Raw genomic sequence first — 2,492 nt, forward strand, 5'->3', positions numbered from 1 at the left:
GGGGGTGCGGACAAAATCTTGGACTACCTGGAGGTAGTCCATGTACTCGTACGAAGACCGCGTTCAAGCGGTTCAGCTCTATTTGAAGTTGGGAAAGCGCATCAAGGCGACCATCAGGCAATTGGGTTACCCGACAAAGAATTCCTTGAAGGCGTGGCATCGAGAATACGAACAGTGTCATGATTTACGAACTGGCTATGTTCGTGCGGCGCCGAGGTATTCGGCCGAACAGAAGCAGGCTGCCGTCGATCATTATCTGAGCCATGACCGTTGTGCTGCTGCAACCCTGAGGGCTTTGGGCTTTCCGAGTCGCGGGACGCTTGCAGCCTGGATTGACGAACTATGCCCCGAAATTGGAAAACGCCTTGTCGGCAGAGTAGCTGGCAGCGTTCCGAAATCGCTGGCGGTGAAACGGGCGGCAGTCATTGAATTGTGCGCCAGAGAAGAAAGCGCACGCGTGGTTGCCCAGAAAACAGGCGTGAGCAGGCCGATGCTGTACAACTGGAAGAACCAGCTACTCGGTCGAGAGGTTCCAGCATCCATGAAACGCAAGAAGAAGCCAGCACCGGACCATGAGCGTGCGGAACTGGAACGACAGGTCGAATCGCTTCGACTCGACATCCGGAAGTTGCAGATCGAGCACGACATCCTCAAGAAGGCGAACGAACTGGTAAAAAAAGGAACGGGCATCGACCCGCAGCTCCTGAGCAACCGGGAGAAGACGATGCTGGTTGATGCCCTGAAACAAACCTATCCGTTGCCAGAGCTGTTACCCGTCCTGAGGCTTGCACGCAGTTCCTACTTCTATCACCGTGCACGTCTGCTTGTCGCTGACAGGCATGCTGGCGCGCGTCGCGTCATCGCAGACATCTTCGAATGCAATCACCGCTGCTACGGCTATCGTCGAATCCGCGCGGCATTGAGCAGACAGCAGGTCTTCATCTCGGAGAAGGTCGTGCGACGTTTGATGCGACAGGAGGGTCTGGCTGCTGCCACGACCAGACGCCGTCGCTACGGCTCCTATCGTGGAGAAATAAGCCCCGCGCCGGAGAATCTCATCAATCGTGATTTCCATGCAGCCGCCCCGAATCAGAAATGGCTCACCGATATTACCGAATTCCAGCTCCCAGCCGGCAAGGTGTATCTGTCGCCGGTAATCGACTGCTTCGACGGTCTCGTTGTGAGCTGGTCAATCAGCACGCGACCAGATGCTGAACTCGTAAATACTATGCTGGATTCGGCCATCGAGTCGGTGGCCGATAGCGATGAGCGGCCAGTGGTCCACTCCGATCGCGGTGCGCACTACCGTTGGCCCGGATGGTTATCCCGGATGCGCGATGCCAGGCTGGTTCGCTCGATGTCACGCAAAGGATGCTCGCCCGATAACGCAGCCTGTGAAGGCTTCTTCGGGCGACTGAAGACGGAACTGTTTTATCCTCGTGACTGGCGGACCACGACCATTGATCAATTCATCGAGATCCTCGACTCTTACATCCGGTGGTACAGTGCGACACGTGTCGCCGTCTGCCGCGCGTCAAGCGGCATGCACTAGGCGGTAAAGCTCGTTTTTGTCTTGTCACGCTTCGCAAGGTAACGCGTTGCCGTGACCTGCTGTACGGCCAGTAGTTGCCTAGTTGGACAGGCGTGGCGGGTAACTGCCGGGTCTGAAGCTCCAACGACAACGTGCTCGTCGAAAGACACCGCATTTGGTGACGATATGTGGTGACGCTGCGAGCCGCAATGTGGCGTCGAGGCAAGGCAAGTTCCGCATGCGCAACAGACGTGAATCGTCGATAAACCTCGTGACGGATAGTGGGCCGAAGCGGCTAATGGGCCCAGACCAAAAGGTATGCAGCCGGTTACTCCCTTTGTACCCGGGGGTACGTCGTCATCATGCTGCCGGGGAATAGACGGGCGCTAAACGGATAAGCCCGAAAGCATCCGGGTTGGCAGAAACGGGAACGTGGTAAGTCCAATTGTCCGCCCGAGTCAGCAGTTTGACTTGGGCAGGAGACCCGCAAGGGGATCTGTTGGACAAGTGGATAAGAGAACGCGGAAAAAGCGAATGACGGGCGGTAATAGTCCGTATAGGGGTTCAGGATTTGCCCTAACCCGAAAGGGTGCAGACTTCCGCGTGGTGCAGTTGTCGCAGGTCCACGTTTGAGATTCATCGAGGGGAAGCTTGTGAGAGACCGGTATCGTCACGGTTCAGCGCCCTTCGTCTCAGCGATGAGACGAATCAACGATGTGATGCTTGCGAAGGGCTCGTGCCGTTAGCGAGACCGGCGTCAGCGCGACGCTTAATGCTGTGCTCGAGCGCAGTGCGGTGAAAGTCGCATGCTGCGTTCTTCGGGGGCCCCGTCGTCGTAAGACGGTGGGGCTACCCACTACGCAACGCGGATCAAGGTCTCGCTCGGCTCTCTCAGTCCCCTCGAATACCGGGAAAGTCTTAGAATTGCGGCATAACCAGTCCAAGATTTTAGCCGCACCCC

General features: G+C 57.0%; 1 protein-coding gene. It reads left to right on the forward strand.

The window, feature by feature from the left end:
* Positions 1-40: 40 nt before the first annotated feature.
* Positions 41-1,552, forward strand: coding sequence for an IS3 family transposase (locus tag AWB64_RS30460; protein ID WP_060859135.1), 1,512 nt, complete (start codon positions 41-43; stop codon positions 1,550-1,552).
* Positions 1,553-2,492: the final 940 nt, after the last annotated feature.

The organism is Caballeronia sordidicola, assembly GCF_001544455.2.
GTDB lineage: Bacteria > Pseudomonadota > Gammaproteobacteria > Burkholderiales > Burkholderiaceae > Caballeronia > Caballeronia sordidicola.